This window comes from Duganella hordei (assembly GCF_040369125.1).
Taxonomy (GTDB): domain Bacteria; phylum Pseudomonadota; class Gammaproteobacteria; order Burkholderiales; family Burkholderiaceae_D; genus Rugamonas; species Rugamonas hordei.
Genome location: NZ_BPWI01000008.1, coordinates 60,310 through 82,967, shown reverse-complemented (window position 1 = coordinate 82,967; position 22,658 = coordinate 60,310). Strand labels below are relative to the sequence as shown.

Below are 22,658 nucleotides of genomic sequence, written 5' to 3'. Positions count from 1 at the left end.
GGGCGGTGGGCACCTCCGCGATGTTAGGACACAATATGGAGCATCACCTTACGTTCGATCAAGCCAGCGTGGCGTAGGACAGGCGGATGTAGTCAAGCATGGCGGGAGTGACCCAGGTGCCGTTCAACAGCGCGGGTTCCTGGTCGTGCGCGGCGCGGATCTTGGCCAGCGTGGCCGGATCGCCGCCGATCTGCGCCAGGTAGAGCACCATCCACTGGCGCGCCAGCGCTTGCGCCGACGGCGCGTCGTGCGGGATCCCGGTTTCCAGATGCCGATGCACGGCGGCGATCAGCGCAATCCATTCGTTCTGGTTCTTGCCGCTGTTCTCACGCATGCCGCGCATCTCGTCGGCGCTCAGGTACTTCGCGTAGATGCACAGCTTGCGCGCGCCAAACGCCGCCGACACATACTGCTTCAGCGCCGGCGTGATGCGGGTGTGCTGCTGGGCCGCGGCCTCCTGGTCCAGCATCAGCGTCAGGCGGCGCGCGAACTCCGGATTGGCGGCGGTGTCGCGCTCCAACGTTTGCATCCAGCGTTCCGACAACGCGCCCGCTTGCGGGTCGTCCGCCGGCACGCCTTGCGCCATCAGCGTTTCCGCCTCGCCCACCAGCGCGATCCAGGCGGCGTTGCGGCGCGCATCCTGCTGCCAGAAGGGCAGGCGCCGCAACTCCTCCGGCGTGAAGTATCGTTCGTACAGGTTCATATGCTCCAGCGCCGCCAGCCAGTCTTCCAGTTCGGGATCGCTGCCGCTTGCCATTTGCTGTTGCAGTTGCGCGAGCTGCGCGCGCAGCTCGGTCGCCTGTTCGATCTGTTTGCCCAGCGCGGCGATCTGCTGCGCGACGATGTCGGCGAACGGCGCGTCGGGACTGGCGAGGAAGGTCGCGATGTCCGCCAGCGACATGCCGAACCGCCGCAGCGCCTGGATGTTGTGCAGCCGCGCGACGTCGGTGCGGTTGTAGAGACGGTAGCCGGAATCGGCGCGTGCCGACGGCGTCAGCAGGCCGATGCTGTCGTAGTGGTGCAGCGCGCGCACCGTCAGGCCGGAACGCGCGGCCAGTTCGCCGATCTTCAGTACTGATTTATCCATGCCGCATAGTTTACGTCAAACCGTGGCCCTGATCATGCGGAAGATGCCGCTCAGGCGCTGGCCGTTGTCGTGGCAGGCCAGATAGCGTTCTGTGAGCTCCTTCGGGCCGAAGTGTTCGACCTGGCTGTAGCCGAAGCGGCCCAGCATGTGCTCGAGCTTTTGCGGATCGAAAGAGCTGAGCAGGTGTTCGCCCTGCGCGGCCAGCGCCGTGGTCACCACTTGCAGGCCGGCGCGCTCGGCATCGGTCAGCTGGTCGTCGTGCACGCGGTAGTCGAACACGATGCTGCTGCCCGGCGCGCAATTGGCGATGTCCTGCAAGGTGTGCATCACCTGATCCGGGCGCAGATACATGGTGACGCCCAGCCAGGAATGGCAGGCCGGCTTGTCGTCGGCCAGGCCGGCCCGCTGCAGGTCCGCGCTCAGTGTATCGTTTTCAAAATCGGTGGCGACGTAGCGCAGCGCCGCGGGTTCGCCGATGTCCGCCGCGCGCAGGCAGTCGCGCTTCCATTGCTGCATGGCCGGCAGGTCGACTTCGAACAGGCGGGCGGATGGCGCGCAGTCGGCGCGGTAGGCATAGGTATCGAGGCCGGCGCCGAGGATCACGTATTGGTCGACCGCGCGGCGCTGTGCCTCGTACCAGCTGTCTTCGGCGAGGCGGGCGCGGACCGCCATCGTGGTGCGCATGGCGACGGAGAGCTGGTGGCGCTGGCGTACTCCATCGGCGCGCAACCGGGCTTCGGCATCGGCGCCAAGGATGCGCAGGGCGACAGAGTCGCGCAGGATCAGCGGCTCATCGAACAACTGGTGCGCGGCGCGCAGGGTGGCGGTCATCCAGGCGCTGGGCTTGGGGGCGGATGTGGGCTGCATGGTCATCTCCTTCACGATAATGCAGCCGATCGTAAAGCCTGACGTAGCGTCAGGCTCAAGCAAAATCTACTCGGGATCGCGAGGATGCAGGCTGGCCCACAGGTGGGCGGCGGCCATGGTGCGGTGAGGGCTGTATTGGGCGAGGATTTTTTCGGTGCGCGGCATGTCGGGCTTGGCGTCCTCGCCCAGCAAGGCTTGCAGCGCGGCGCGGATCGCCACGTCGCCGTGCAGCGAGCAGTCGGCGTAGCCATAGCCGCGCAGCAGGCCGTAGTTGACGGTCCACGGGCCGATGCCCTTGACGGCCAGCAGCGCGGCCGAAATCTGTTCGATGCTATTGGCTGGTGTGAGGTCCAGCAGCAGTTCGCCGTCGCTGACCAGGTGGGCCAGCCGCAGCAAGGTCTCGGCCTTGGCGCGCGAGAATTTGCGGCTGGTGAGGTCGTCGACGGTCAGGCGCGCCACGTCGGCCGCGGTGGGGTAGCACCACAAGCCGCTGCTGTGCTGGCGGCCGGCCTGCAAGATGAAGGTGCGGCGCAGCGAGATGGCGAACGACAGGTTGATCTGCTGGCCGATGATGGCCCATGTCAGCGCCTCGAACACGGTGGCCGACTGCACGATGCGCAGGCCGGGCTGCGCGCGCGTCAGCGGGCCGAACATCTTGTCCCCGGCGGCGAAGACGCTGAACGGTTCGGGATCGATGCGCAGGCCGAGGATGCTTAGCGCCGCCTCGCGCACCTGCTCCTGCGGGGCCTTGGACAGCTTGCCGTCGGCGTGGACGGTGCAGCCGGCGCTGGTCGGAGTTGAGACGCTGTCGGGCACGATCTCCAGCACCACCGGCACGTCGCCGGCCAGCATGCCTTTGCGCAGCCGCTCGGGACTCACTTCCTCGGCCACGCTTTCGGTGTCGCGGCTGTGGAAGGCCAGCACGTCATGCAGGCGGTAGTTTGCCGGCAGGGATAGGGTAAAGGGCTTCACGCCGTCTTGGCCTTGCCGAGGAAGCCCAGGCTCGGGCGGAAGCCGGTCACCAGCGCGGTGCCGGCGATGACCACGGCGGCGCCGACGAAGGTGTACCAGCCGACGCTCTCGCCGAGGAACAGCATGCCCCACAGGATGCCGAACAGGGGGCTGAGGAAGGTGACCGTCAGCGCCGACGACGGGCCGACGTCCTGGATCAGCCGGAAGTAGATCAGGTAAGCCACGCCGCTGCACAGGATGCCCAATGCGAGCACCGCGCCCATGATGCCGATGGTCGGTTCGCCCGGCGCCGGGAAGAACGGCAGCGCCGGCAGCACCAGCAGCGTCGACGCCCACATTGAGCCATGCGCGTTGGAGAACGGCTCGACGGCCTTGGCCTGCTTGGCGTAGTTGCTGGCGATGCCGTAGTTGAAGGAGGCGAACAACACCGCCGCGATGGCGATGCCGGCGCCCGGCTTGGTGGTCACGTGGTCGAAGCCGACCAGCAGCGCGACGCCGCAGGCGCCCAGCAGCAGGCCGAACATCACCTTGGCGCTGACCATGCTTCGGGTCCAGATGGCGGCGATCAGCGTGCCCCACAGCGGCGTGGTGGCGTTCAGCACGGCCAGCAGGGAGGCCGACAGCGTGCGGGCGGCGAAGGCGAACATCAGGAACGGGACGGCGGAGTTGAACAGGCCGAGGATCAGGTAGTGCTTCCAGTTCTGGCGCAGGTTCAACGGCTTTTTCAGCACCAGCGCGATCACCGCCAGGAACAGCGAGGCGAACAGCACACGGTATTCGATCAGCACGGCGGCGCCCAGCACCGGCGCGGCGATCCGCATGAACAGGAAGGAGCCGCCCCAGATGGCGGCGAGGAAGATCAGGCGTAGCAGATTGGCGGTGCTCATGCGGATTCCAATTGTAGGTGCGGCGCCGGACAGCGCGGCGTCGCTATTGTCCCGCACTCGCGTGCGGCGGGCCAGCCGGTTCTTGCTTTTGAATTGTCCAGGCTTGCGCTTTTTATACCGCGCCGCTGTCGACCGCGCAGACTGCCTCGCCTGGCGCGACCGGCGAGGCGGCGTGCGGCACCAGCATCCCCGTTGGCACGCCGTTTTTAATCGCGGTCATCTCGGCCAGGATGGAAATCGCGATCTCGGACGGCGTCTTGCTGCCGATGTACAAGCCGATCGGCCCATGCAGGCGAGCCAGCTGTTCCGCCGTCAGGTCGAATTCCAGCAGCCGCTCGCGGCGCTTGCTGTTGTTCAGGCGTGAGCCGATCGCGCCGACATAGAAGGCGTCCGACTTCAGCGCCTCCATCAGCGCCAGGTCGTCCAGCTTCGGATCGTGGGTCAGCGCGACCACGGCGCTGCGGCGGTCGAGCTTCATGTCGATCACGATATCGTCCGGCATGTCGTGCACCAGCTGCACGCCGTCGACGTGCCAGCCGGCGCGGTATTCCTCGCGCGGGTCGCAGACGATGACGTGGTAGTCCATGGCCGTGGCGATCTGCGCCAGGAAGCGCGACAACTGGCCGGCGCCGATGATCAACAGGCGCCAGCGCGGGCCGTGCAAGGTCACCATGGCGCGTTCGCTGACCTGCATCTGCGCGCCCGGCGCGGCCTTGGCCAGTTCCACTTCGCCGGTCTGCAGATCGAGCCGGCGCTGCACCAGCTCGTGCTGTTCCAGCCGCACCAGCAGTTCGGCGATGCGGCTGCGCCCGGACAGCGGCTCGATCGCCAGTTCGATGGTGCCGCCGCAGGGCAGGCCGAAGCGGTGCGCCTCGTCGGCGGTGATGCCGTAGCTGACGATTTCGGGAATGTCGCGGCTGATGCCCTCGTCGCGCACGCGGGCGATCAGGTCGTCCTCGATGCAGCCGCCCGAGACGGAGCCGATCACCGTGCCGTCTTCGCAGATGGCCAGCGTGGCGCCCACCGGACGGGGACTGGAGCCCCAGGTCTTGATGACGGTGATCAGTTCGCAGCGGCGCCCGGCGGCGATCCATGCTGCGCTGGTTTTGAGTACTTCGAGATCGATACTGTCCATGGATGGAATATACTACGCCTCTACAAAGCTTGCAGGGACTGCCCCATGACCAACCCAAAGGAAGACGACGGCTCGCCTAAATTCGGCCGTTTGCTGATCGTGCTGATACTTGCCGTGCTGCTGTGCGCCGGCCTGACCTGGCTGATGGGGAATGTGTTTCCCAATTTTCCCAACTAAGTTCCCAACTAAGTTCCCCGGCTAGCCCTTGCAGACGGCCGCCAGCGCGTTGTCGAACGGGCTGTCCGGCACGATGTCTTCCGGGCTGAATTTCTCGTATTTGTAGTTTTCAACCGGCTCGCCCTTGCCCATGGCTTCCGGATAGTAGATCTGCGACAGCAGCACAGTGGTGCGGTCCTCGCAGGAATACACGTGCAGCGCCTTGACCGAGCGGTAAGGCTTGCCCTCGGGCGTGATTTGCGGCTTGCTGAAGGTGTGCATGGACCAGACCTTGCGGGTCTTGTCGGCCTTGATGATGCTGCCCTTGTCGATGTAGAAGACGTCCGTCTTGCCGCCGCCTACCCGCGCCCATTGCGCCGCCTGAACCCCTCCGCACATCAGTATCAACATGAATGCCAACAAGCGGCGCATGGCTGTCTCCCGGTTTTACGGCATCAGTGTTTTCTTGGCCGCCTGCTTGCCCTTGATTTCGACGATGGTCTGGTCGATCACGGTGAGGCGCTTGCCGATGGCGGGATGGGTGGCAGTATAACCGTTCAGCACCGTCGCCGGATATTGGGCGGCCATGCGCTGCCAGAAGGCGTGCGCGTGATCGAGGTTGTAGCCGGCGCGTGCCACCATGTACAGCGACAGGTAGTCGGCCGCCGTGTCCAGATCGGCCGGCACCGGCTTGACGCCGGCGCTGCCGATCAGCATCGACAGGTCCGGCCGCACGGCGACCAGGTTGTCGATGATGCTGCCGACGGTGTAGGCCTGCTTGGTGATGGCGGCGTGGCCCAGCACATTGTGGGCGATGTCCTTGGCCAGCACGTAGGCGATGTTCTCGTCGGTTTGCGCGAAGTTGACCATGCCGCGCGTGATCATCACGCGCTGGCCGTCGGAATAGGAATTGATGTTGTCCGAATTGCCGATGTCGATCTTGAAGGCGCAGGCGCGGGTGACCGGCACGTTCAGTTCCTGGTTGCGGCCATTGCGGGCGACGATCAGGTTCAGCGACTGGTGGCCCGATACCAGCGGGCCGAGGATGCCGGCCGCCTGCGTTTCGGCGTTCTGGCCGGTCGGCAGGCTCTTCGCTTCGGCCGCCACCAGGCCGTCGCCCTTGCGCAGGCCGGCGCGCGAGGCGCCGCTGCCGGACAGCACGCTGGCCACTTCGAGGCGGTCGCCGTAGTTCAGCACCGCTTGCGCGGCGTCGACGAATTCGCCGGTGTACGAGTATTTGTTCTTGGCGGTGAAGCCGAGCAGGTTGCGCGCCTGCGTGCGGCACAGGTCCGCATTGTTGATCAGCAGGGGACCGGCGATGCGGTACAGGCGGTCCTGCAACGCCACCATCTGGCCCAGCGCCTCGCGCGCGGCCGCCATCTTGGCGGTGACCACCGGCGGTTCTTCGTTGATGACGCGGGCCACCACCGGCGCCGGTTCGGGCGCCGCGGGTTTGGATTTGAAGACCGAGCAGGCCGATAGCAGGGAGACCGCCGCCACGGTGGTCAAACGCCAAGACAACGAAGCGAGTTTATTGATTTTCTTTGTCTGCTGGACCATCCCGGTCTCCGTATGTTTTTTTAGTGTTTTCCAGTGCTGCCGAAGCCGCCGGCACCGCGTTCGCTGGTGTCGAACTCCTCGACCACGTTGAAACCGACCTGCAGCACCGGCACGATGATCAGCTGCGCCAGGCGTTCCATCGGGTTCAGCGTGAAGGCGCTGTGGCCGCGGTTCCAGGTCGAGATCATCAGCTGGCCCTGATAGTCGGAGTCGATCAAGCCTACCAGATTCCCCAGCACGATGCCGTTTTTGTGGCCCATGCCGCTGCGCGGCAGGATCATGGCGGCGTAGCCCGGATCGGCGACGTGGATCGCCAGGCCGGTCGGAATCAGCACGGTCTGGCCGGCTTCGATGACCATAGGCGCGTCGATGCAGGCGCGCAGGTCGAGACCGGCGGAACCCGGGGTGGCGTAGGCCGGCAGCTGGTCTTTCATGCGCGGGTCGAGGATTTTGACGTCGATGTTTTTCATTTATTTGGCAAATAAGGAGTGCTGGGAGATCCGTTTGGAGATCTCGGAAATCAGTTGGCGCGCCAAGGTCAGTTTGTCGGCGCGCGGCAAAATGGTGTGGCCGTTCTCGTCGAACAGGATGATGGTGTTGTCGTCCTGGCCGAAGGTGTGGTGGCCGATATTCCCGACCAGCAGGGGGATGCCTTTTTTCTCGCGCTTGTCGGCGCCGAACTGGATCAGGTTTTCCGATTCGGCGGCGAAGCCCACGCAGTAAGGATAGCCGGCCAGCGTGGTGCGGGCGGCGACGGTGGCCAGGATGTCCGGGTTTTGTTCGAACTTCAGGTCCGGCACCGAGCCGTCCGGGTTCTTTTTCAGTTTCTGCTCGCTGGAATTGGACACGCGCCAGTCTGCGACGGCGGCCACCGCGATGAAGATGTGCTGGTGGTCGACGTTGGCCATCACCGCGTCGTGCATCTGCATGGCGCTTTGCACGTTGATGCGGGTGACGCCGAACGGCGCCGGCAGCGCGGTCGGGCCGGACACCAGGATCACTTCGGCGCCGGCTTCGCGCGCGGCGCGGGCCACGGCGTAGCCCATCTTGCCCGAGGACAGATTGGTGATGCCGCGCACCGGGTCGATCGGTTCGAAGGTCGGGCCGGCGGTGATCAGGATGCGCTTGCCCGCCAGGACCTTCTGCTGGAACGACGCGATCAGCTCTTCGAGCAGCTGCGCCGGTTCCAGCATGCGGCCCATGCCCACTTCGCCGCAGGCCTGGTCGCCGGCGGCCGGTCCGAAGATGACGATGCCGTCCTCGCGCAGCTGCTGCGCGTTGCGCTGGGTGGCCGGGTTCTGCCACATCTCCACGTTCATGGCGGGAGCGACCAGCAGCGGCACGTGGCGCGGACGCGCCAGGCACATGGTCGACAGCAGGTCGTCGCAGACGCCGTGCGCCAGCTTGACCATGAAGTCGGCGGAGCAGGGCGCGATCATGATGGCGTCTGCGTCGCGGGTGACGTCGATGTGGGCCATGTTGTTGTCCACGCGCGGGTCCCACTGGCTGCTGAACACCTTCTGGCCGGACAGCGCCTGCATGGTGACGGCGGTGATGAAGTGGGCCGCGGCGTCGGTCATCACGACCTGCACCGAGGCGCCGGCCTTGGTCAGCGCGCGGCACAGTTCCGCCGCCTTGTAGCAGGCCACGCCGCCGGACAGGCCGAGGACGATTTTCTTACCGGTGAGTTCCATCATGGTGCTACCTCAGTGGTTAACGATTCACCCGGCGCAGCTCGTCCAGGATGAACAGGCCGGCGCCAAGACAGATGGCCGAGTCGGCGAGGTTGAACGCGGCGAAGTGGCCGAATCCCTGCCAGTGGAAGTCCAGGAAGTCGATCACATGGCCGTAGATCAGGCGGTCGATGACGTTGCCGATGGCGCCGCCCAGGATCAGCGACAGCGCCCACGAGAACATGCGCTGGCCACCGTGCTTTTTCAGCAGGATGATGATGTAGATCGCCGCGCCGATGCCGATGGCGGTGAAGAAGTAACGCTGCCAGCCGCCGCTGTTGGAGAGGAAGCTGAAGGCCGCGCCCTTGTTGTAGGCCAGTACCAGGTTGAAGAACGAGGTGATGACTTTCTCTTCGCCGAGCTGGAAGGTCTTGGCGATGGTGATCTTGGACAGCTGGTCGAACAGGATGACGATGGCGGCAATGCCCAGCCAAGGCGTGAGGCTCGACGAGGATTTGGTCGGGAAGATTTTTTTAGTGGTGGCCATAAAATATTCGGTTGGTTCGTGGCGACGGTGCCGCTGATCGGGGTTGGAGATCGGCGGCCATCATATTAAGCGAACTTGCGTTTTTCGCCCGCACCAAACAGATTGCTGTGGCAGCGGCCGCACAGGGTCGGATGGTCCGCATGCGAGCCCACGTCGGCGCGGTAGTGCCAGCAGCGCTCGCACTTTTCAGCCGCCGAGGCGACCACTTCGACCGCCTCGTCCGCTTCGTTCTCCACCTGCACCGCCTGCGCGGCGGAGGTGATGAAGACGAACTTCAGGTCGTCGTCCAGGCTGGCCAGCAGCTGGTACTTGGCGCCGGCGGCCTTGATCGACAGCTCCGCCTGCAGCGACGAGCCGATCGCGCCCGAGGTGCGCAGGTCTTCCAGCTGCTTGGTGACGTCGGTGCGGACCGCGCGCAGGGCGGTGTACTTGTCCAGCAGGGCGGCCGCGTCGGCCGGCTGCGGCAGCGTCCACCAGGTTTGCGTGAAGATGGTCTCGTCGCTGGCCTTGTAGGCTTCCGGACCGGCAAAGATGGCCCAGGCTTCCTCGGCCGTGAACGACAGCGCCGGCGCCATCACGCGCAGCAGGCTTTGCGTGATGTGCCACAGCGCGGTCTGCGCCGAGCGGCGCGCCGGCGACGTCACGGCGGACGTGTACAGGCGGTCCTTCAGGATGTCGAGGTAGAAGCCGCCCAGGTCTTCCGAACAGTAGTTCTGCAGCTTGGAGTAGACCGGCTGGAATTCGTACTGCATGTAGTGCTCGGCGATTTCCGCCTGCAGCGCGGCCATGTTGGCGATCGCGTAGCGGTCGATCTCCAGCATCTGGTCGATGGCCACGGCGTCCCTGGCTGCGTCGAAGTCCGACAGGTTGGCCAGCAGGAAGCGCAGCGTGTTGCGGATGCGGCGATAGGCTTCGGTGACGCGCTTGAGGATCTCGTCGGAGATCGACAGCTCGCCCGTGTAGTCGGTGGTGGCCACCCACAGGCGCAGCATGTCGGCGCCCAGCTTGTTCCAGACATCCTGCGGCGCGACGGTGTTGCCGACCGACTTGGACATCTTCTTGCCTTCGCCGTCGACCACGAAGCCGTGCGTCAGCAGGGCCTTGTACGGCGGCGCGCCGTTCAGCATCGACGACGTCAGCAGCGACGAGTGGAACCAGCCGCGGTGCTGGTCCGAGCCTTCCAGGTACAGGTCGGCAGGGAAGGCCGACTGCTCCTTGTGCGAGCCGCGCAGGACGGTCTGGTGGGTCGAGCCGGAGTCGAACCAGACGTCCAGCGTGTCCTTGTTCTTTTCGTAGATGGCCGCTTCCTCGCCGATCAGGTCCTTCAGGTCCAGCGCCAGCCAGGCGTCGATGCCGCTCTTCTCGATCAACTGGGCGACCTGCTCCAGCAGCTCGGGCGTGCGCGGATGCAGCGCGCCGGTTTCCTTGTGCACCACGAAGGCCATCGGCACGCCCCATTGGCGCTGGCGCGACAGCGTCCAGTCCGGACGGTTGGCGATCATGCCGTGCAGGCGCGCCTGGCCCCAGTCCGGGAAGAACCGGGTTTCGGCGATGCCCTTGAGCGCGGTTTCGCGCAGCGTATGGCCGCCGTCCTTCGGCTTGACGTCCATGCCGGCGAACCACTGCGAGGTGGCGCGGTAGATGATCGGCGTCTTGTGGCGCCAGCAGTGCATATAGCTGTGGTCGAACATCTTCACTTCGAACAGCGCGCCCACTTCCTTCAGCGCGGCGCAGATCGGCTTGGACGCCTCCCAGATCGTCATGCCGCCGAACAGCGGCAGCGAGGCGGCGAATTTGCCGTCGGCCATCACCGGGGTCAGGATCTGCTCGTCCTTCAGGCCGTGCGCGCGGCACGAGATGAAGTCGTCCAGGCCGTAGGCGGGCGCCGAGTGCACCACGCCGGTGCCGCTTTCGGTGGTCACGTATTCGGCCAGATACATCGGCGACAGGCGGTCGTAGAACGCGTCCGACGCGTGCAGCGGGTGGCGGAAGCTGATGCCGCCCAGCGCCGCGCCGTGGCAGGTGGCGATGGTGGTGCCTTCGAGCTTGTAGCGCGCCAGGCAGGCCTCGACCAGGTCTTGCGCCAGGATCAGCAGCAGGGGCTGGCCGTCACGCTCGGTCTGCACCAGCGAGTAGATCACCTCGGCGTTGACGTTCAGCGCCTGGTTGGACGGGATGGTCCATGGGGTCGTGGTCCAGATGACGACGAAACCGTTCTCGGTCGGCAGCTTGTCCAGGCCGAAGGCGGCGGACAGCTTGTCGAACTCGGCGAACTTGAAGCCGACGTCGATCGCCGGGTCGCGCTTGTCCTGGTATTCCACCTCGGCCTCGGCCAGCGCGGACTGGCAGTCGAAGCACCAGTTGACCGGCTTCAAGCCGCGATAGACGTAGCCTTTTTCCAGCAGCGTGCCGAGGGCGCGCAGTTCGTCGGCCTCGTTCGAGTAATTCATCGTCAGGTAAGGATTCTGCCATTCGCCCAGCACGCCCAGGCGGATGAAGTCCTTGCGCTGGCGGTCGACCTGCTCCAGCGCGTAGGCGCGGGCCTTGGTCAGCACTTCGGCGGTCGGCAGGTTCTTGCCGTATTGTTTTTCGATCTGGATCTCGATCGGCATGCCGTGGCAGTCCCAGCCCGGCACGTACGGTGCGTCGTAGCCGGCCAGGCCGCGCGCCTTGACCACCATGTCCTTGAGGATCTTGTTGACGGCGTGGCCGATGTGGATGTCGCCGTTGGCGTACGGCGGGCCATCGTGCAGGATGAACTTGGGACGGCCGGCGGCGGCCTTGCGCACGCGCTCGTAGATTTTCTTGTCTTGCCATTCCTTGACCCAGTTCGGCTCGCGCTTGGCCATATCGCCGCGCATCGGGAACGGGGTTTCGGTCATGTTGACCGGGTATTTGCTTTCAGGCTTCTTTGCAGATTTGTTGTCGGACATGGTTTTTCTTCAGTGATGTATTCGGGGTGTCTGTGTAGCCGGCGCGCGTAGCTGGTCGCGCGGCTAAATTCGGTCGGTGGCCGTGATCGCGCCTACGCGCTCTTTGAAAAAGTCGCGGGCGATGGCGGCATCGCGGTCGATGGCGGCGGTCAGCGTCGGCAGGTCGACGTATTTTTCCTCGTCGCGTATCTTGTGCAGGAACTCGACGCGCACCTGCTTGCCGTAGCAGTTTTCGGCGAAGTCGAACACGTGCACCTCCAGCAGCACGCGGCCGCTGTCGTCGACGGTCGGGCGCACGCCCAGGCTGGCGACGGCCGGCAGCGGCTGCGCGGCCAGGCCGTGCACCTGCACGATGAAGATGCCGGACAGGGCGGGGCGGTGCGGCACGCGCAGGTTCAGGGTCGGGAAGCCCAGGGTGCGGCCCAGCTTCTGGCCGTGGATCACGTGGCCGGAGATCGCATAAGGATGGCCCAGCAGCGCCTGGGCGTGCCGGAAGTCGCCCTCGGCCAGCGCGGCGCGCACGGCGGAGGAGGAGATGCGGATGCTGCCGTTCATCACGGTCGGCAGGGTCTCGACGTGGAAGCCATAGTGCTTGCCCGCTTCCAGCAGCATCTGCACGTTGCCGGCGCGGCGGGCGCCGTAGCAGAAGTCGTCGCCGACCATCAGCCATTTGACGTGCAGACCCTCGACCAGCACTTTTTCGGTGAATTCCTGCGGCGTCAGGGCGGCGAAGGGCGCCGAGAAGTGCTCGACGATGACGCGGTCGATGCCGTTGTCGGACAGCGATTGCAGCTTGTCGCGCAGGTTGGCGATGCGCGGCGGCGCCTTCGACAGGTCGCCGGCCTTGTGCGCGAAGAATTCGCGCGGATGCGGTTCGAAGGTCATCACGGCCGCCTCCAGCCCGAGGCCGGTGGCGGCCGCGCGCACGCGGCCCAGCAATGCCTGGTGGCCGAGGTGGACACCGTCAAAGTTGCCGATCGTGAGCGCGCAGGGCGCGCGCGCCGCTGCATTGGGAAGACCTCGAAATACCTTCATGGGAATCTGCTAAGAACTATCGCGAAATAGAGGATTATACGGGGAATCCCTCGAAGCGAAAAAAAAGCGCTGCCGGCGGACCGGGCAGCGCTTTTTCGCGGCAACTCCCGAATTACATCGGGTGGTTGATGTTCAGGGTCCAGTAGCGGGCCAGGTCGGCGGCGCCGTCCTTGCCTTTGACCGATTTCAGCGTCGACAGCGCGGCGGCTTTCTTGCCGGCGATCGATTGGGCGATGCCCTGGTGCAGTTTCACGGTTTCAGGATACTTGGCCGTGCCCAGCTTCACCGCCTGGTCCATCAGCGCCAGGCCCTTGTCGGCCTTGCCTTGGGAAACCAGCGCGTAGCCCATGTTGGCCAGCGCGTCGGCGTCCTTGTTCTTGACGGCTTCGGCTTCGTTGGCGGCTTGCTTGGCGTCGAACTCGGCCTGGGTCTTGGTGGCCAGGTCTTTCAGGCGCTGGTGGCGGGCGGCGTCGGAACCGGTGCCCAGCGCGCCTTTCTTGTAACCCTGGTCGATGATCTTGATGGCTTCAGCAGGATTGCCCGCTTGCAGCGCCAGCTGGGACATCTCCATGTACTCGCCCGGCTTGGTCAGCAGGCCGTTGGCCAGGCGCAGGCGCAGCACGTCCAGCGACAGCGTCGACGAGAAGCCCGGCTTGCCCGACACGCGGTTCAGCAGGTCGGCCCAGTAGCTGGTCTTCGGGTAGGCGCCGGCCAGGCGTTCCAGCGTCTGCACGTAGCCTTCCTTGTCGTTCTGCTTGAGCTGGATGTTGGCCAGCATCTGCAGCGACGCTTCCGAACCGGCTTTCGACGATTGCAGCTCCTTGGCCGCTTCCGAGTATTTGCCGCTGATGTAGTAGGTCTGGATCAGCAGCTCATGCATCTGGCCGTCGTTTGGATTGTCTTTCAGCGAACGCTGGATCCAGGTGATGGCCTTTGGGTAGTCCTTGGCGCGGTAATAGATGCCGGCCAGGGCCTGGGTGAATTTTGGTTGTTCGGCAGGCGACAGCTTGCCGGAATTGATGACCGCTTCGAAGGCCTTGGCGGCGGCGTCGTTATCGCCAGCGGCAGCTGCGGCCGAAGCGCGGGTGCGCTCGATCAAATAGGATTCGTGTGGGGACTTGCCACCGACAGCGTCGGCTTCTTTCAGTTTGGCGAGAGCTTCCTTGTTCTTGCCTGCCGCAGCCAGTTTCTGTGCTTCTTGCAATGGTTTGCCGATTTCAGCACGCACCGCGTCGGCCGCGTAGGCAACCGAGGAAAGACCAACCATAGGAGCTGCTGCAGTGAAACCAATAGCGGCCATTACCAGGCCGAGATGAGCGAGACGAAACTTGGTCATGGGTAAGTTTTCTTTCTTCAAAATGCGAAATAGGCAGGAATGGTCCTGCCTATCGTTGAACATAGAACTGATTATTGGAACTGTTCGTTGCCGACCAGGCCAATCTTGGTCACGCCGAGACGCTGAGCCGAAGCCATCACGCCTGCCACGACTTTGTACGACACCAGCTTGTTCGGACGCAGATGCACTTCCGGCTGGTCAGCTTGCGCTGCGACATCGGTCAGCTTCGCTTCCAGGGTGCCGCGGTCGGGAACGACAGCGTTATCCCACAGAATCGTGCCGTCGAAGTCGACGTCAATCGTGATCACCACAGGTTCCTTGGTAGGCGGTGGCGGGGTGCCGACCGGCATATTCAAGTTCACCGAGTGGTTGGCTTTTGGAATCGTAATGATCATCATGATAATCAGCACCAGCATCACGTCGATGAGGGGCGTCATGTTCATTTCCATCATTGGTTCCGGATCCGCGCCACCGCTTGGGGAGCCGACATTCATACTCATGGTGTTTCCTTTTAAGAAGGGCAGGCCCGGAGTCCAGGCCTGCGATGCACTAGAGGGAATTAACCCTTGTCAGGCGGTTCGGTGATGAAGCCGACCTTCTGAATACCAGCGCGCTGGGTAGTGTAAATAACCTTGCCGATAGCTTCGTAGCGAGTTTCTTGGTCGCCACGTACATGTACTTCCGGCTGAGGCAATTTGACCGCTTCCACCTTCAGATTGTCGAACAACTCATTCGCGTCGCGCATCCTCCGCTGATTCCAGTAGATATCGCCATCCTTGCTGACAACGATGTTGACATCTTCCGGCTTGGTCTGGATAACCTGGTTGGCTTCTTCCGGCAGCTTGATCTTGATCAGCTTCAAAACAACCGGGCTCGTGATCAGGAAGATAATCAGCAGAACCAACATGATGTCCACCAGGGGCGTCGTGTTGATTTCTGACATGACTTGATCTTCGTCTCCGCTATCGGAGCCTACGGACATCGACATGATTAATTATCCAATCTTTTTAGCGCCGGCTGCGCGGCCAGCTTCGCTGGTGGACATGGCGCCCGAGATCAGTACCGAGTGCACGTCAGCCGAGAACGAGCGCACGTCTTCCATTGCGGCCTTGTTACGACGGACCAGCCAGTTGTAACCCAGAACGGCAGGAACCGCGACGAACAGACCGAAGGCGGTCATGATCAGCGCTTCACCCACTGGACCTGCAACCTTGTCGATCGATGCGTTACCCGACATGCCGATGGCGATCAGTGCATTGTAAATACCCCAAACGGTACCGAACAGACCGATGAACGGTGCGGTCGAGCCCACGGTTGCCAGGAACGACAGGCCGTCTTGCAGACGCGACTGAACTTTGTCGACAGCGCGCTGGATCGACATGGTGACCCAGGTCGACAGGTCGATTTGTTCCAGCAGGGCGCCGTCGTGGTGCACGGTGGCCTTGGTGCCGGTTTCAGCGATGAAGCGGAATGGCGAACCGTCTTTCAGGGCAGCCGAACCAGCAGCGATCGACGATGCTTTCCAGAACTTGGCCGAAGTTTCTTTCGACTGTTTGAAGATCTTCATCTGGTCGATCAGTTTGGTGATGATGATGTACCACGAACCCATCGACATCAGCGACAGGATGATCAGGGTGCCGCGCGATACGAAACCACCGTTCCAGACAGCTTCGAAGCCGTATGGATTGTCCACTTCTTCTTTACCGCCCTTGGCGGCTGGAGCTTCTGCTGCAGGTGCTGGTGCTGCGGCCGCATCCGCTGCTGGAGCGGCTGCTGGTGCCGAAGCGGCTGCCGAGGCTGGCGCGTCAGCGAAAGCTGGTGCGCTTACCAGGGCGGTGGCTGCGGTCACGGAAAACAGCACAGCGGCCAGTACAGCGGACAAACGGGTATTCTTAAACATGCTTCCTCCAAATTGATAAAATAATCAGATCGCTGAACGTAATGACAACGAAAATTACTAGATGAGACGGTGCTCTGCCTCGGTTTTACTCCAGCGTCCAGACGTATTGCATCTGCATCCACGCTTCCGTCGGTTTCCCGTCGGTCAGACCCGGTTTGAATCGGCATTTACTGATGCCGGTTACCGCGGCCTTGTCCAAGTCCCTGAAGCCAGAGGATTTGACGATCTTGGAGTCGGCGACACGGCCGTCGGCTCCAATCAGGAACGATAAGGTCACCGTACCGGTTTCTTCGTTACGCAGGGAGGACTTGGGCCACTCCGGTTTCGCGCAAGTACTGAAGTCGGCCACTGCGGCGACGTTGACCGATTTTGCTGGTCCCGGCGGCGCTGCCGGCGGTGCCGGCGGCGTTCTTTGGATCTCGGTCGTCGCAGGTTTCACGTTGGTCGCGTTAGCGATCGTGTTCTGCGGCGGCGGAGGCTGCTGCACATTCACCTCAACTGGCGGGATGAAGGGCGGCGGTGGCGCTTTCATCTCTGGTGGAGGTGGTGGCGGTGGGAGTTCTTTCGGTGGAGGAGGTTTGACCTCCTCGATGATCTTGGTCTCCACTGGTGCGATCATCTTGCTCACCAGACGTTTACCCAAGCCCGTCACGATCCCATAAGCGACCAGGAGGTGCAACAAAACGACAATGGTAATGCCTGTAAAGTTCTTCCCGGTGCTTTTCTCGTTGTGCGTGAAATTCATGCCTGCTTTCTCCAATACCAACTCTTTTTGTTGCTACTAAACCCCAAAATGGCGACATAAAACAACAGCCGCATCCGGGACGTCGGCGAATTATACATACGAATTCTTGATTTTACATAGAATTTTCATCCCTAAAACCGGTTAAATTTCATAGGGTTTTCCTATATGGTAGCGCTCACTTTGCACTGTTCTAGATCAATCGGCAACACAGTTCTGCTCATTTTCGTGCGCCAACGCACCACGACATTACTTAGTTTTCCCTTAAGCCTAAAAACGGAATTTTATGCACGTAATTTTACTACGAGCAGTTGATAATTTGGCCGCAAAAGTTTCTTTTGTGAAATTATTGCGGATTCCCCGGTGCAAGAACATGCAGAAAAAGATTGACTTCCCGCCCGCTACATGCTTTCCACTAAAAAAAGCAGGGCCAGAACTATTCTTCTGACCCCGCGCCGCCGTCTCCGGCTATATCCCTTGCAAGAGCCGTGCCTGAAATCGGCGCCGGCGTTGCTGTATATATGTTGCTCAGCTCCCGCGCCCCCGTTTCTCGCGCTTGACCTCCATCGAGCTGACGACTTCGCCGTTCGGCCCCACGGTTTCCAGGTGCACGTCGAAGCCCCATAGCCGGGCCACGTGCTTGAGTACCTCGCCGGCCTGCTGGTTCAGCGGACGGCGCTGGAACTGCGTATGGCGCAGGGTCAGCGCGCGGTCGTCACGGGTGTTGACCGACCACACCTGGATATTCGGCTCGCGGTTGCCCAGGTTGTACTGCTCGGCCAGCTGCTGGCGCACATAACGGTAACCGAGGTCGTCATGTATCGCGGAGATTGCCAGTTTTTCGTTATTGTCGTCGTCCAATACCGCAAAGAAATGGAACTCGCGTATCAGCTTGGGCGACAGGTACTGGGCGATGAAGCTTTCGTCCTTGAAATTGCGCATCGCAAAGTCCAGCGTCTTGCGCCAGTCGCTGCCGGCGATGTCGGGGAACCATTCGCGGTCCTCGTCGGTCGGGTGCTCGCAGATGCGGCGGATGTCGGTCATCATCGCGAAGCCCAGCGCGTAGGGATTGATGCCGCTGTAATACGGGCTGTTGACCGGCGGCTGGTAGACCACGTTGGTATGGCTCTTGAGGAACTCCATCATGAAGCCGTCGCCCACCACGCCCTCGTCGTACAGCTGGTTGAGGATGGTGTAGTGCCAGAACGTGGCCCAGCCCTCGTTCATCACCTGGGTCTGGCGCTGCGGGTAGAAGTACTGCGAGATCTTGCGCACGATGCGCACCATCTCGCGCTGCCACGGTTCCAGCAGCGGCGCGTACTTCTCGATGAAGTACAGCAGGTTCTCCTCCGGCTCGGGCGGGAAGCGCGGCGCGGCCTTTTCCGCCTCCTCTTCCTCGCGCCGGGGCAGGGTGCGCCACAGCTCGTTGATCTGCGACTGCACATAGGCTTCGCGCTCCTTCTGCCGCGCCCGCTCCTGCGCCATCGACAGCTTGGCCGGCCGCTTGTAGCGGTCGACGCCGTAGTTCTGGATCGCGTGGCAGGAATCGAGCAGCAGCTCGACCGCGTCGATGCCGTGGCGCTGCTCGCACTCGGCGATGTAGTTCTTGGCGAACACCATGTAGTCGACGATGGCTTCGGCGTCGGTCCAGGTGCGGAACAGGTAGTTGCCCTTGAAGAAGGAGTTGTGGCCGTACGCCGCGTGCGCGATCACCAGCGCCTGCATGGTCAGGCTGTTCTCCTCCATTAAATAGGCGATGCACGGATCGGAGTTGATGACGATCTCGTAGGCCAGGCCCATCTGGCCGCGCTTGTAGCCTTTTTCGGTCGACAGGAAATGCTTGCCGAAGGACCAGTGGTTGTACGACACCGGCATGCCGACCGAGGTGTAGGCGTCCATCATCTGCTCGGCCGTGATGATCTCCAGCTGGTTGGGATAGGTATCCAGCCCGAAGCCTTCGGCCACGCGGCGGATTTCCTGGTGGGCCTGCTCGATCAGTTCGAAGGTCCACTCGGACTGTTCGGGCAGGGCGCGCGGATGGCGCGGCTTGGGGGGCGGAAATTTCGTCATGTCGTTCATATGCGTTCCACTAAATCGGCTGCCTATTTCGGCTGTTTCTTGAACAGTTCGCGGAACACCGGATAGATATCGGCCGGCGTGACTATTTTCTGCATGGCGAAGTGCGCGTGGTGGTCCGGCACCTGCGAGTACTGCTCCCACAGGTTTTGCGCCGGGCCGTCGGTGATCTCGACGTAGGTGTAGTACTGCACCTTGGGCATGATGGTGTTGATCAGCAGCTGGCGGCACAGCACCGAATCGTTGTCCCAGTTGTCGCCGTCGGACGCCTGCGCCACGTAGCTGTTCCAGCTGCCGGCGCCGTAGCGCTCGTCGATGATCTTGTCCAGCAGGTGCAGCGCGGACGACACCACGGTGCCGCCCGATTCGCGCGAGTGGAAGAATTCCTCCTCGTCGACCTCGGCCGCCGCCGTGTGGTGGCGGATGAACACCACCTCGATCTTGTCGTACACCCGCTTGAGGAACAGGTACAGCAGGATGAAGAAGCGCTTGGCGGTGTCCTTGCGGGTTTCGTCCATCGAGCCGGAGACGTCCATGATGCAGAACATCACCGCCTGCGTCATCGGTTTGGGCACCTTGACGCGGTTGGAATAGCGCAGGTCGAACGGGTCGATGAAGGGGATGGCCAGCAGCCGCGTGTGCAGATGGTGGATCAGTTTCTTCAGCTCGAGCACGCGCGGCGCGTCCAGCGGCGCGCCCTCGAGCAGCAATTCCTCCAGCTCGCGCTCGGCCTCGATGACGCGCTTGCGCGAACTGCCGCCGACCGCGATGCGCCGGCCCAGCGCGCCGCGCAGCGAGCGCAGCACGTGGATGTTGGACGGCGTGCCCGACATATTGTAGCCGGCGCGCTGGTTCTTGAATTCGGTGGTGGCCGTCAGCTGCGTCTTGATCATGTGCGGCAGCTCGAGGTCCTCGAAGAAGTAGTTCATGAATTCTTCGCGCGACAGCTCGAAGATGAAGTCGTCCTCGGTCAGCTGGTCGCTGTTGCCGGCCTTGCCGCGGCCGGCCCCGCCGCCGCCTTTGGGGCGGTTGATCTGGTCGCCCTTCTGGTATTCCTGGTTGCCGGGATTGATGGTTTCCCACACGCCGCCATGGGCGTGGCCGAAAGAAGGCTCGCCCACGTCCTTGACGGGGATGGAGACTTTCTCGCCGTTTTCAATATCGGTGATGGAGCGGCCCTTGATGGCGCGACCCACCGCGTCCTTGATCTGTGCCTTGTAGCGCCGTAGGAAGCGCTCGCGGTTGACCGCGGACTTGTTCTTGCCCTGCAAACGTCGGTCGATGAGATAAGTCAAAAGATGCCTCCTGCTGCGTTTGGTGCGGCGGTCGTAGCGAGGGGCGCGCCGCCGAGGCGCGCCCGGACTGCGGCCGTCTTAAGACGACTTCCTCACGCGCAAATACCATTCGCACAGCAAGCGGACCTGTTTGGCCGTATAGCCTTTTTCCACCATGCGCGCGACAAAGTCGGCGTGCTTGTTGGCGTCTTCGGCGCTGGCCTTGGCGTTGAACGAAATCACGGGCAGCAATTCCTCTGTGTTCGAGAACATCTTCTTCTCGATCACGGTGCGGAATTTCTCGTAGCTGGTCCACGAAGGATTCTTGCCGCCGTTGTTGGCGCGCGCGCGCAGACCGAAGTTGACGATCTCGTTGCGGAAGTCCTTGGGGTTCGAGATGCCGGCCGGCTTCTCGATTTTTTCCAGCTCGTTGTTCAGCGACTCGCGGTCGAAGCTCTCGCCGGTATCCGGGTCGCGGAATTCCTGGTCCTGTATCCAGAAGTCGGCAAAGGTCACGTAGCGGTCGAAGATGTTCTGGCCGTATTCGGAATAGCTCTCCAGGTACGCGGTCTGGATTTCCTTGCCGATGAACTCGACATATTTCTGGGCCAGGTGCTCCTTGATGTAGGAGAAGTATTTCTGTTCGGTCTCGGGCGGGAACTGCTCGCGCTCGACCTGCTGCTCCAGCACATACAGCAGGTGGACCGGGTTGGCCGCCACCTCGGTGTTGTCGAAGTTGAAGACCTTGGACAGGATCTTGAAGGCGAAGCGGGTCGACAAGCCGTTCATGCCCTCGTCGACGCCGGCGTAGTCGACATACTCGTGCATCGACTTGGCCTTCGGATCGGTGTCCTTCAGGTTCTCGCCGTCGTAGACCAGCATCTTGCTGAAGATGCTGGAGTTTTCCGGGTCCTTCAGGCGCGACAGGATCGCGAACTGCGCCATCATCTTCAGCGTTCCGGGCGCGCACGGGGCCTGGTACAGCGAGGAGTTGGCCACCAGCTTGTCGTAGATCTTGATCTCGTCGGTCACGCGCAGGCAGTACGGCACCTTGACGATGTAGATACGGTCGAGGAATGCCTCGTTGTTGCGGTTGTTGCGGAAGGTCTTCCATTCCGACTCGTTCGAGTGGGCCAGGATGATGCCGTCGAACGGGATCGCGCCGAAGCCCTCGGTGCCTTTATAGTTGCCTTCCTGCGTGGCCGTCAGCAGCGGATGCAGCACCTTGATCGGCGCCTTGAACATCTCGACGAATTCCATCAGGCCCTGGTTGGCCAGGCACAGGCCGCCGGAATAGCTGTAGGCGTCCGGATCGTCCTGCGAATAATCTTCAAGCTTGCGGATGTCGACCTTGCCCACCAGCGAGGAGATGTCCTGGTTGTTCTCGTCGCCCGGTTCGGTCTTGGAAATGGCGATCTGCTTGAGCACCGACGGGTAGCGCTTGACCACGCGGAACTGGTTGATGTCGCCGTTGAACTCGTGCAGGCGCTTGACCGCCCACGGGCTCGGGATGTTGCGCAGGTAGCGGCGCGGGATGCCGTAATCCTCTTCCAGCAGCACGCCGTCCTCTTCCTCGTTGAACAGGCCGAGCGGCGACTCGTTGACCGGCGAGCCTTTCAGGCAATAGAAGGGCACATGCTCCATCAGCGACTTCAGCTTTTCCGCGATCGACGACTTGCCGCCGCCCACAGGTCCCAGCAGATACAGGATCTGCTTGCGTTCCTCCAGCCCTTGCGCGGCGTGACGGAAGTAGGAAACCACTTGCTCGATCACTTCTTCCGTGCCGTAGAACTCGCGGAATGCCGGGTATATCTTGATGACCTTGTTCGCGAAGATGCGTGACAGCCGGGTGTCGTTGCGGGTATCGACCAGTGTCGGTTCGCCGATGGCGGCCAACATGCGTTCTGGGGCGCTGGCATAAGTCAGCCGGTCTTTTTTACAAAGTTCGAGATATTCCTTCATGGACATCTCTTCTTCTTTGGTCCGTTCGTACCGTGCGGCGTAGTTGTCAAAAATGGTCATTTGGGTGTCCTTTAATGTAAGCCTACTTGTCACGGGTCACCGGCAGTTTTGCCTGCCCTGGCCCTGGTCTGTGCATTCCCTTTCTGTATTATTTTTCTTATTGGCCAGCTTCCATTTGGTGGCACGGATTGCCCGTGCCGATGAGCTGGCTTTATCGCCGGTTGGCGGCTTTTATTTGTCGGTCGTAACGCTTCTTACGTCTATGAAATTGATTATTGCGCTATTGGTGCAGGAAGTCAAAAGATATGTCGTAATATCGTTAATACTCTTTCGTAAGCTGTTGATATGTAAAGATAATTTCCAAGAAAACAGTGTTCTTTTCGTGAGTTCAATGACATTTTTTTCGCTCATTTATGCCACAGTATCACGCCTGTGCGCGCCGTGCTGATCGCACCTCAAACAGATAAATTTTGCCGCAACTTGGCGGCCGCTGTCGCACTCTCGCATCATGCGCTA

At 62.3% G+C, this 22,658-nt stretch carries 21 protein-coding genes; 1 reads left to right on the top strand and 20 read right to left on the bottom strand.

The window, feature by feature from the left end; all coding sequences use genetic code 11:
• Nucleotides 1-58: 58 nt before the first annotated feature.
• From ABWW33_RS19065 to ABWW33_RS19045, 5 genes are all read right to left on the bottom strand, one after another.
• Nucleotides 59-1,087, bottom strand: a complete 1,029-nt coding sequence (locus ABWW33_RS19065) for a MerR family transcriptional regulator (RefSeq protein ID WP_353403249.1) — start codon at nt 1,085-1,087, stop codon at nt 59-61.
• 15 nt (nt 1,088-1,102) lie between these two features.
• On the bottom strand, nt 1,103-1,954 hold the full coding sequence (locus tag ABWW33_RS19060; RefSeq protein WP_353403248.1) for a class I SAM-dependent methyltransferase: 852 nt from the start codon (nt 1,952-1,954) through the stop codon (nt 1,103-1,105).
• 66 nt (nt 1,955-2,020) lie between these two features.
• Nucleotides 2,021-2,926 (bottom strand): DNA-3-methyladenine glycosylase 2, encoded by a 906-nt coding sequence (locus ABWW33_RS19055; RefSeq protein ID WP_353403247.1) that lies wholly within the window; start codon nt 2,924-2,926, stop codon nt 2,021-2,023.
• On the bottom strand, nt 2,923-3,813 hold the full coding sequence (locus ABWW33_RS19050) for a DMT family transporter (RefSeq protein WP_176654137.1): 891 nt from the start codon (nt 3,811-3,813) through the stop codon (nt 2,923-2,925). The genes ABWW33_RS19055 and ABWW33_RS19050 overlap by 4 nt, the downstream gene beginning before the upstream one ends.
• A gap of 112 nt (nt 3,814-3,925) precedes the next feature.
• Nucleotides 3,926-4,948, bottom strand: coding sequence for an XdhC family protein (locus ABWW33_RS19045; protein WP_176654138.1), 1,023 nt, complete (start codon nt 4,946-4,948; stop codon nt 3,926-3,928).
• Nucleotides 4,949-4,993: 45 nt separating this feature from the next.
• On the opposite strand from ABWW33_RS19045, the gene ABWW33_RS19040 reads away from it, so the two are divergent.
• Nucleotides 4,994-5,125: a hypothetical protein gene (locus ABWW33_RS19040; RefSeq protein WP_353403246.1), complete on the top strand. Its 132-nt coding sequence runs from the start codon at nt 4,994-4,996 to the stop codon at nt 5,123-5,125.
• Between the two features lie 21 nt (nt 5,126-5,146).
• Here ABWW33_RS19040 and ABWW33_RS19035 read toward each other — a convergent pair whose 3' ends face one another.
• The 15 genes from ABWW33_RS19035 to ABWW33_RS18965 form a co-directional block, all read right to left on the bottom strand.
• On the bottom strand, nt 5,147-5,536 hold the full coding sequence (locus ABWW33_RS19035; RefSeq protein ID WP_176654139.1) for a surface-adhesin E family protein: 390 nt from the start codon (nt 5,534-5,536) through the stop codon (nt 5,147-5,149).
• Nucleotides 5,537-5,551: 15 nt separating this feature from the next.
• Nucleotides 5,552-6,664, bottom strand: a complete 1,113-nt coding sequence (locus tag ABWW33_RS19030) for a M48 family metalloprotease (RefSeq protein ID WP_353403245.1) — start codon at nt 6,662-6,664, stop codon at nt 5,552-5,554.
• Nucleotides 6,665-6,684: 20 nt separating this feature from the next.
• Nucleotides 6,685-7,134, bottom strand: coding sequence for a dUTP diphosphatase (gene dut, locus ABWW33_RS19025; RefSeq protein ID WP_176654141.1), 450 nt, complete (start codon nt 7,132-7,134; stop codon nt 6,685-6,687).
• Nucleotides 7,135-8,358 (bottom strand): bifunctional phosphopantothenoylcysteine decarboxylase/phosphopantothenate--cysteine ligase CoaBC, encoded by a 1,224-nt coding sequence (gene coaBC / locus ABWW33_RS19020; protein WP_353403417.1) that lies wholly within the window; start codon nt 8,356-8,358, stop codon nt 7,135-7,137.
• A gap of 19 nt (nt 8,359-8,377) precedes the next feature.
• Nucleotides 8,378-8,884 (bottom strand): signal peptidase II, encoded by a 507-nt coding sequence (lspA, locus tag ABWW33_RS19015; RefSeq protein WP_353403244.1) that lies wholly within the window; start codon nt 8,882-8,884, stop codon nt 8,378-8,380.
• 65 nt (nt 8,885-8,949) lie between these two features.
• Entirely contained in the window at nt 8,950-11,817 is a 2,868-nt protein-coding gene (ileS, locus tag ABWW33_RS19010) for an isoleucine--tRNA ligase (RefSeq protein WP_353403243.1), read from the bottom strand.
• A gap of 63 nt (nt 11,818-11,880) precedes the next feature.
• Nucleotides 11,881-12,852 (bottom strand): bifunctional riboflavin kinase/FAD synthetase, encoded by a 972-nt coding sequence (locus tag ABWW33_RS19005; RefSeq protein ID WP_353403242.1) that lies wholly within the window; start codon nt 12,850-12,852, stop codon nt 11,881-11,883.
• 112 nt (nt 12,853-12,964) lie between these two features.
• Nucleotides 12,965-14,152: a tetratricopeptide repeat protein gene (locus ABWW33_RS19000; RefSeq protein ID WP_353403416.1), complete on the bottom strand. Its 1,188-nt coding sequence runs from the start codon at nt 14,150-14,152 to the stop codon at nt 12,965-12,967.
• Nucleotides 14,153-14,259: 107 nt separating this feature from the next.
• Entirely contained in the window at nt 14,260-14,688 is a 429-nt protein-coding gene (locus ABWW33_RS18995) for an ExbD/TolR family protein (RefSeq protein ID WP_218087932.1), read from the bottom strand.
• Nucleotides 14,689-14,747: 59 nt separating this feature from the next.
• The gene (locus tag ABWW33_RS18990) at nt 14,748-15,176 is read right to left on the bottom strand and encodes an ExbD/TolR family protein (RefSeq protein WP_353403241.1); all 429 of its coding nucleotides are present in this window, start codon (nt 15,174-15,176) and stop codon (nt 14,748-14,750) included.
• Between the two features lie 6 nt (nt 15,177-15,182).
• A complete protein-coding gene (locus ABWW33_RS18985) occupies nt 15,183-16,088 on the bottom strand; it encodes a MotA/TolQ/ExbB proton channel family protein (protein ID WP_218087933.1) in 906 nt (301 codons plus the stop codon).
• An 85-nt stretch (nt 16,089-16,173) separates the two neighbouring features.
• Entirely contained in the window at nt 16,174-16,833 is a 660-nt protein-coding gene (locus tag ABWW33_RS18980) for an energy transducer TonB (RefSeq protein ID WP_176654145.1), read from the bottom strand.
• A 525-nt stretch (nt 16,834-17,358) separates the two neighbouring features.
• Nucleotides 17,359-18,909 carry a SpoVR family protein gene (locus tag ABWW33_RS18975; RefSeq protein WP_176654146.1) on the bottom strand — a complete coding sequence of 517 codons (1,551 nt, stop codon included), beginning with the start codon at nt 18,907-18,909 and terminating at the stop codon, nt 17,359-17,361.
• A gap of 23 nt (nt 18,910-18,932) precedes the next feature.
• Entirely contained in the window at nt 18,933-20,201 is a 1,269-nt protein-coding gene (locus ABWW33_RS18970) for a YeaH/YhbH family protein (RefSeq protein WP_176654147.1), read from the bottom strand.
• Nucleotides 20,202-20,279: 78 nt separating this feature from the next.
• Nucleotides 20,280-22,202, bottom strand: a complete 1,923-nt coding sequence (locus ABWW33_RS18965; RefSeq protein ID WP_176654148.1) for a PrkA family serine protein kinase — start codon at nt 22,200-22,202, stop codon at nt 20,280-20,282.
• Nucleotides 22,203-22,658: the final 456 nt, after the last annotated feature.